Source organism: candidate division KSB1 bacterium (genome assembly GCA_022562085.1).
Lineage (GTDB): Bacteria > Zhuqueibacterota > Zhuqueibacteria > Oceanimicrobiales > Oceanimicrobiaceae > Oceanimicrobium.
This window is the reverse complement of record JADFPY010000210.1, coordinates 1-7937: the sequence shown is the minus strand read 5'-3', so window position 1 is coordinate 7937 and position 7937 is coordinate 1. Positions and strand designations below refer to the sequence as shown.

8 protein-coding genes and 1 pseudogene are annotated in these 7937 nt (G+C 43.2%); 7 read left to right on the top strand and 2 right to left on the bottom strand.

The genetic code is table 11. From position 1 onward, the window contains the following. Together IH879_15610 and IH879_15605 are read right to left on the bottom strand one after the other, a co-directional pair. Positions 1-479 (bottom strand): annotated as a pseudogene (locus IH879_15610) (RidA family protein). A gap of 141 nt (positions 480-620) precedes the next feature. After that, positions 621-1028, bottom strand: a complete 408-nt coding sequence (locus IH879_15605) for a DoxX family protein (GenBank protein MCH7676353.1) — start codon at positions 1026-1028, stop codon at positions 621-623. A 501-nt stretch (positions 1029-1529) separates the two neighbouring features. Between IH879_15605 and IH879_15600 the strand changes: the two genes are divergently transcribed. The 7 genes from IH879_15600 to IH879_15570 all read left to right on the top strand — a co-directional run. Further along, complete coding sequence (locus IH879_15600; GenBank protein ID MCH7676352.1) at positions 1530-2357, top strand: serine/threonine protein kinase; 828 nt, start codon at positions 1530-1532, stop codon at positions 2355-2357. Positions 2358-2713: 356 nt separating this feature from the next. Further along, complete coding sequence (locus IH879_15595; protein ID MCH7676351.1) at positions 2714-3241, top strand: RNA polymerase sigma factor; 528 nt, start codon at positions 2714-2716, stop codon at positions 3239-3241. Continuing rightward, positions 3238-4053: a zf-HC2 domain-containing protein gene (locus tag IH879_15590; GenBank protein ID MCH7676350.1), complete on the top strand. Its 816-nt coding sequence runs from the start codon at positions 3238-3240 to the stop codon at positions 4051-4053. Before IH879_15595 ends, IH879_15590 begins: the two co-directional genes overlap by 4 nt. A 13-nt stretch (positions 4054-4066) precedes the next feature. Then, positions 4067-5428 carry a beta-lactamase family protein gene (locus IH879_15585; protein ID MCH7676349.1) on the top strand — a complete coding sequence of 454 codons (1362 nt, stop codon included), beginning with the start codon at positions 4067-4069 and terminating at the stop codon, positions 5426-5428. Positions 5429-5489: 61 nt separating this feature from the next. Next, positions 5490-6344 carry a hypothetical protein gene (locus IH879_15580; GenBank protein ID MCH7676348.1) on the top strand — a complete coding sequence of 285 codons (855 nt, stop codon included), beginning with the start codon at positions 5490-5492 and terminating at the stop codon, positions 6342-6344. Between the two features lie 35 nt (positions 6345-6379). Next, the gene (locus tag IH879_15575) at positions 6380-7405 is read left to right on the top strand and encodes an AhpC/TSA family protein (protein ID MCH7676347.1); all 1026 of its coding nucleotides are present in this window, start codon (positions 6380-6382) and stop codon (positions 7403-7405) included. An 8-nt stretch (positions 7406-7413) separates the two neighbouring features. Further along, positions 7414-7937, top strand: a 524-nt coding sequence (locus IH879_15570) for a hypothetical protein (GenBank protein MCH7676346.1), incomplete at its 3' end; no start/stop codon positions are given.

The window sequence follows — 7937 nt, the reverse complement described above, 5'->3', positions numbered from 1 at the left end:
TCGGGGCAACGAACCCATGCCAACGGCCGCGCGGGCGTGTTTACCGCGATCTCCGAAAACCGAGACCAGAAAATCCGAGCAGCCGTTCATAACTTGAGAATGTTGAATGAAATCCGGAACCGCATTGACCATTCCATGTACTTTGACAATGCGCTTAACTTTGTTTAAATCACCGATTTCAGCTTTGAGAGAGGAAAGTAAACTGATTGCCGAAAGACGCGCAGCTTCTTTTGCCTGATCCAGGTTTAGGTCGCGCCAACTTTTCCGGTTACGACCCCACCCTCCGGTTTGCTAGGTCCGTGACCCGCCAGGAACACCAGGTTGCCTGTTCTGACCGCACGCACGAAATTAGCAGTCGGGGGAGAAGGTTTGCGCAATTTGACACCGAGTTCTTTTAAACGCTGTTCAACATCCGATTTGGGCTGCTGGCTTGCTTCAGTTTCGGCTGTTTCCGAGACACAACCGGTGCTTAAAAACATAAACAAAATTATCAGCCATGCAGCGGCTTTCGCAAAAATTCTTGAGTTTCTCATCTTCATTTAAGTCAATTTTAAATTTAGTGTGGCAGGACATCAATTCATGAGCCCTGCCACAACTGAAAAACCGGATACTACTTTGAGCTAAGCAGCCGCGTTGGCGCTGTTGCCTTTAAAAGCAAAGTAGAGAGCGGTCGCGAGAATTAATACCTGAAATTCCATTCCTTGACCCGGCATATCCGGACCCATATTGATGGAGTTCCAGCCATTCTTACCGTGCACAATGACAATTGCGCCAAGCATGACCACGGAAAAAATTAGACCGGAAACCCGGGTGGCCCAATCGGGACCGAATCCACCCCAAAGAATGAGCACAGCCCCGCTCACTTCCATAAGCGCCAACAAATAAACCGCGAAGACGGGCATTCCCATCATTTGAGCCATCATTTCTGCCCCGGCAAATTTTGGTAACCCGTGATACAGGAAAGTAGCAGCCAAAGATAATCTTGGCAACCAGTGAGCTATCCCCGAGAATTTGTTTAGAAAATCCATGTTTTCCTCCATTTGGGGTATGATGAAACGGTTAATTGATTACATCATGAAGCTATTTCTAACCATCGAGACTTTCTGATTATCACATTTGAAAATAGAAGGTCAGAGATGTCTGAAAAAACTTTCTGACAATTTTAGGAATCGGCCCAATTTATCGATTAGGTCTCCGACCATAATTGACCTGCTTGTTATAGGTTTAGTATGACCTTTCTTTTACTTTGGTGGGTGACTTACTTTAGCAAATAAAAAGAGTAAATGCAACTAAATTTTAACATTTGAAAATAGTTGCAAACTAAATAGCAAGGTCAATTTCGTTTGGCCGATAATTAAACTGTCACTGGTCCTTCCATTAAAGAGTCGCTTCGAAGTTTGAGGCGGCTCTTTTTTTTGGCCTTCCGAGCTCAGCCTTTAAATCATAACCGTTTATAGTTAAGGGTTTGTTACTTCTTATCGATATATAAGGGGGTACCCTGACTTTTAAAACAAAAGGTTAAGAATGCCTTGAGCGGATTGAATCTGAAAAACTATAAAGTCACACGTAAAATCTGCCGCAAGTTTTGTTTTACGGTTTATGAAGTGGTGAATCTAATAGATGAGAAAAGAAGATTTCTGCAAGTACTCAATGGAGAAGTAAGTGACGATATATGTGGTGCGAATTTTTTAGATGGTGCGCGTGTTGCCAGTAAATTAGATAATAAAAACATTTGTAAAATATACCGCTTCGGCAAAGAAAATGGACACTATCTTATCGATTCAGAACCCATCGATTTAAAGCCATTGAGCCTTCATATCCATGAGGAGTATCCGTTCATCATAAAAAAAGTGATTCAAATTCTCACCCGCGTTTCTACGATCCTGCGCCAGGCCCATCTCGCTGGAATCGTTCACGGTGTACTTAACCCTTCCAGTATTTTCATCGCCGAAGACGGTCAGATCAAAATTGCTGACTTTTGCCACCACTGGATTGCCTCCTATTTACCTAAAATCGACGAGTCCGAGGCTACTTATCTCTCTTACTTTATGGCGCCCGAGCTCTTCAGTGATAATCAAATTTTTGACGGCCGCGCAGATATTTATTCTCTCGGGGTGATTTTACAGCAGTTATTAACCGATGAACTTCCTCTGAACGGCTATGGGAATTCATCCGCTCAACCCCGCCGTTTGAACGGTTCCGTCACCTCTTTACGCAGCCTCTATCCGGAGCACTCTCCCCAGTTAGAAAAGATACTAAAACTATGCCTCAACAGAAATCCGGAACAACGCTATTTCAATTTAGGCGAATTTGTCACAGACTTAAAATCGTTGAATGTAGTTTCTTCTAATTCATAACCCACCCCAGAGAACAACGCTTATTCACAGAGATAATCGTTCTATTTATAGTTGTCATTCCCGAATGTTTTACCCGCTTGAATCATGCGGGCCCAAGGCTATCGGGAATCCAAGACCTTCTAAATTCTTAGCCACGGATAAGCACGGTTTTTCACAGATTGTTTTAATCAAAATTCGTGTTTTCAGTGCAATCCGGTGGCTAATTTCTTTCCCGTTCTAAGTTGAATTCCTAAATCAAAGTTATTACTTTCCACCTAATTGTTGTAACCTTTTCACAATTCCACAGTGTCCATTAACAAACAAGTCTCAGGAAGGTCAAAAAATTACCCTTGCATTCTCCAACAGATAAAGAACTAATGTTTCAGGTAAAAGACGGTGATCTGGGAAAGCTCGGAATTCTCTTTGAGCGTCATCACAAGATTCTTTATAACTTCTTTCTGCGGTTAACCGGAAATCGGCAGGCCAGCGAGGACTTACTGCAAGAGGTGTTTCTACGCATGTTGAAATACCGGAACACGTACAAAGGCAGCAGCGAGTTTACCACCTGGATGTTTCAAATTGCCCGCAATTCGAGAGCTGATTATTTTAGAAAGAAAAAGTTCGAGAGCGCTGATGACGAACCGGAAGATTTGATCAGCCGGGACTTGATTGTCAGCGAACATTTTGAAAAAGAGCAGGAAGCAAAACTGCTGCACCTGGCTTTGTCCAAACTTCCTGAAGAGGACCGGGAGGTTTTGGTGCTCAGCCGCTTTCAAAATGTAAAATACAGAGAGATTGCGCAAATATTCGGCTGCCTTGAAGGCACGATTAAGGCACGAGTTCATCGGGCAATGCAGAGATTAAGAGATAACTTTTTTGAACTTTCGGGAGAAAGAGCGTCATGAAATGTGAACACGTCACACGACAAATTGCAGACTATTTAGGCGGGAACTTGAACGACAGCACGCTTTCAAAGATAGAGGAGCACCTGCTGAGTTGTTCAGCATGCAAAGCTGAGTTCGAAAGTCTGGGCACAACCTGGGAGAAGTTAGGAAAACTCCCCGAGGCAACTCCCCCGGAGATCGTAAAAACAAGGTTTTACGCCATGCTTGACGCTTATCAGGCCGGGCAAAATGTCGCGGAAGTCCGTCTTGGGTGGCGGGAGACAGTGAATAACTCACTCGGTCGCTGGTGGCCGCGGCAGCCGGTTTTTCAATTCGGGTTTGCCCTGGCGCTTTTGATTATCGGTCTAATAAGCGGCCTGACGATTAAATCTTCCTCTCCGGGCAATCAAGATCTTTTGGTGCTGCGCAGCGAGGTCTACAGCTTACGGCAGATGGTTGCCACTGCGTTGCTGCAAAATCAATCTTCAAGTGAGCGGCTGCGGGGAGTTAGTTATAGTTATCGCGTCGCTCAGCCGGCAGCAGCAACATTGGAAACTCTGCTGAATACTTTGGATTATGACTCCAATCTGAACGTACGATTGGCCACCATCGACGCACTCTCTATTTTTTACGACGAAGAAGTCGTTCGTGCGGGTTTAATCGAGTCGCTGACCCGGCAGACCTCGCCGCTGACTCAAATTGCCTTAATTGAGCTGTTTGTGGAGCGGGAAGAAAAACAGGCAGTCAGTGCACTGAAATTTTTACTGAACAACGAGATGTTTAACCAGACTGTGCGGCGGCAAGCCGGGAAAGCGATTGAGAAGTTGCAGTAACAAGGAAAACAACATGAAAAAGATTCTGCATTTGGTTTGCACCATACTTCTTTTTGGTAACAACATAATCTTTCCTCAAATGGAGAATCTCGAATCTAAAATAGACTCTTATTTACAACCCTATGTTGAAACCGGTGATTTTAGCGGTTCGATCTTAATTTCAAAAAGTGATGATATCCTTTTTTCTAAAGGATATGGGTTTGCAGATATTTCCCATAATATCGCCAATACACCACAAACCAAATTTAAATTAGCTTCAGTTTCAAAGCAATTTACAGCGGCAGCGATTTTGATATTAGAACAGGATGAATTGTTAAAAGTGGATAACACGATTGACAAGTTTATCTCTGATTATCCGCAAGGCGACAAAATTACGCTTCATCATCTGTTAACACACACCTCGGGCATTCCGGACATCTTTTCATTACCAAATTATTATAAAAAGAAAAATTTATCGGTGACTTTAGAAGATGTGGTAAATTGGATTAAAGAACAACCTTTAGAATTTCAACCGGGGGAAAGGTATTCCTACAGTAACTCCGGTTACAATTTGTTGGCTTACCTAATCGAAAAAGTCAGTGGCCTATCTTATGTAGAGTTTTTGAGCAAACACATTTTTGCACTGCTTGAGATGAAAAACTCAGGCGAATACCAGTATAAGAAAATTATAAGAAATCTAGCGACGGGATACGACCCTTCCGGCTTTACCGGTTTGGTTCATGCACCTCACAGCAATGATGTCATTCACCGAGGCTCCGGTTCGTTGTATTCGACTGTTGAAGATTTACACAAATGGTTGAAAGTCGGTTTGCAGACTAATAAAGTTTTGAATGCTTCTTCGAGAAAGAAAATGCTGGCAAATCAACGCAACGCCTACGGATATGGAATCAGCGTTTACAAGGTTTTCGGCATGCGCGTATATGGTCATGATGGAAGGATGCCGGGTTATATTGCTGATGTGATGCACTATATCGAAAACGATATCAGTATTATTTTTCTTGGTAATATTCAAACTGGCGTGGGGGATTTTTTAAGGCGGGATTTGGCTGCTATTGTATTTGACAAAGATTATGAGGTAAGAGCTAAAACGGGATTAGCCGTCGCCGACTTTAAGCTTGAAGATGTGAAAGACCTCTTAGGAGTCTACCAATTTGCTCCAACTTTTAAGGTTTCGGTTAGATTGAATCATGGCAAAATACTGGCAAGAGCAAATCAAGGCGAGTCTGCTGAAATGATTTTGCTTTCAGATGGAAGTTACATGTGCCGAGTTTTATATGCTTATATTAGCTTTGAAAAAAACGAACATGGTAAAATTAATAAAATAACTTGGGTTAACAACGATGGCAATAGTTTCACGGGTTCAAAAGTACGGTAATTCTATCTAAAAAGAATAGTGGATATGAAAGCGTTTTTACTATAAAATCGAGGTAGGTGTTATGAAAAATTTCCAATTAACTTTAATTTTTACGATAACCTTTGCTTTAATCTTTAATGGCTGGGCTTCCCCCAAAGAAGTCAAAGAGAAAATCGAGAAGACTTTAAAATTCTCAAACCCCTCGGGGGAAAAAGAGGTCATTGTCGATAACATCAACGGCAGTATTGAAGTTGAAGGATATGACGGCAAAGAAGTTCAACTTGTCGTAAACAAAACCATCTTTGCGCGTTCGCAGGAAAGAATCGACTTGGCGAGAAAAAAGATTCGGCTGGAAATTACGGAAGAGGACAACACCATTGAGCTTTATGTCGACGCGCCTTACCGCCGGCGGGACGGCTCTATGAACCACCGCGGCTGGCGGCACGACGGTTACGACGTGACTTTTGATTTCAAGCTCAAGGTACCCCGCGACGCCAACGTTTATCTCAAAACGATCAATCAAGGCAGCATCGAAGTGAGAGGCGTTTCCGGCGATTATGATTTGCACAACATCAACGGCAGAATTGATGCAACCGGCCTCTCCGGTTCGGGGCGGATTTATGCACTGAACGGAGGGGTAACTGTGGACTTCGAGCAAAACCCGAAAAAGGACTGCTACTTCGGCTCGCTCAACGGCGAAATCGAAGTCACTTTTCTTGCCGGGCTCGAAGCGGATTTTCGCTTTAAAACGTTCAACGGCGATGTGTACACGGATTTTGATGTCAGCTATCTTTCGCCGCGTCAAGCGACGACCAAACGGCGCAAAGGCAAATATGTCTATAAAGCCGACAAAGCGTTTGGCGCCCGGGTGGGTCAAGGCGGCCCGGAAATTGAGTTTGACGGTTTCAACGGCGACATTTATGTTAACAAAAAATGATTGCATTTTTTTGAAAGGGGAATTGGGAGTTTAATATGAAAAGCAAATTCTTGATTTGGGCGCTGGTTCTCTTCTCGAGTTCTTGCGCAACTAATGGAAGTGATGATGGTTATGTCATCCGAGGAACAATTCAAGGGTTATCCGACGGCACGATTCTTTTGCAAAAAGCCGGGGCATTTTTAGGTTATACCTATATTCAAATTGATTCAATGGACTTGAAAGATGGGTCTTTTATGCTCACCGGTAGAGTAGATTATCCCGAGATGTATTACCTGAGAATTGCTGATAGAAATGAAGTCATCAATGTTTTTTTAGAAAATTCCAACATAACCATAAATACACATATTGACAACTTTTCAAACTCGTCAGTTTCAGGCTCTACTCTCCACAAGGAACTAGAATCCTTCACGAAGCAACTAGATCAATCGCCAGAAAGAGAGCAAAGTGCTTTCATCGAGAGCTATATTCAAGAAAACAATTCCTCAGAAATTACTCCATATCTGATTTTAAAATATCTGGCAAACAGTTTGGAATTGGAAGAACTTGAAACTCTTGTTTCTAAGCTTGATAAGTCCTTCCGGGAGATGCGCTATTTCGAGCAGCTTATGGATAGAATTGAAGTATTAAAAGACGTCGCTATCGGACAGCCAGCTCCTGATTTTACGCTTCTGGACACAAGCGGAACCCCTATTTCGCTGTCATCCTTAAATGCAAAGTATTTGCTAATCGACTTCTGGGCTTCTTGGTGTGGCCCGTGCCGGGCAGAAAACCCCAATTTGGTTAGCTTATATAGCAGCTTTAAAAACAAAGGTTTTGAAATAATTGGCGTGGGTTTGGAATTCAGTCGTGACAATTGGCTGAAGGCAATTAGGAAGGACAATCTTCCATGGCCGAATGTTTCTGCAGTTAATGCTTTTAGCGGACCAGCGGCCAGCCTGTATGCCGTGAGACAATTACCACATAACATTATCATCAATAGTGAAGGTGAAATTATCGAGAAAAACCTTCATGGTGATATGTTACGTGCCTTTTTAGAGAAGAATTTAGCTCATTTTAATTGAGGTGAAAAATGAAAAAAACTAAAGCACTTGTATTGTTTCCTTTGCTGTTTGTGACTTTCGCTTTCAGCCAGGACCAACCCGTCGACCGGGTGAGCTTGACCTTTAGCGACCCCTCAAGACCGGGATTTATCAAAGTCGGCCTCACCAACGGCTCCATTACCGTGAAAGGGTACGATGGCGACGAAATCATTATTGAGGCACGGACCCGGACCAGAAGATATTCAAAGAGATCAAAACGGAATTCCGAAGGCTTAAAGCGAGTGGCAATCACATCCACCGGGCTGTCTGTTGAAGAAGAGCGCAACCGCATGACGGTGAGCGCCTCGTCACATCGCCGCACCATTGATATCAACATCAAGGTGCCGAAGAAAACCTCTTTGAAATTAAGCGCTGTCAACAGCGGCCACATTGAAGTTGAAGACATAGAAGGTGAAATTGAATTAAATAACGTCAACGGGTCGATTAAGGCTATCAATATCTCTGGCTCCGTTGTTGCAAACACAACCAACGGCAAAGTCGAAGTGTTTTTCGA

Coding starts and splice junctions, on each gene's coding strand:
- IH879_15580 (MCH7676348.1), top strand. CDS start 5,490: ATGAAAAATTTCCAATTAACTTTAATTTTTACGATAACCTTTGCTTTA.
- IH879_15575 (MCH7676347.1), top strand. CDS start 6,380: ATGAAAAGCAAATTCTTGATTTGGGCGCTGGTTCTCTTCTCGAGTTCT.
- IH879_15605 (MCH7676353.1), bottom strand. CDS start 1,028: ATGGATTTTCTAAACAAATTCTCGGGGATAGCTCACTGGTTGCCAAGA.
- IH879_15590 (MCH7676350.1), top strand. CDS start 3,238: ATGAAATGTGAACACGTCACACGACAAATTGCAGACTATTTAGGCGGG.
- IH879_15585 (MCH7676349.1), top strand. CDS start 4,067: ATGAAAAAGATTCTGCATTTGGTTTGCACCATACTTCTTTTTGGTAAC.
- IH879_15595 (MCH7676351.1), top strand. CDS start 2,714: ATGTTTCAGGTAAAAGACGGTGATCTGGGAAAGCTCGGAATTCTCTTT.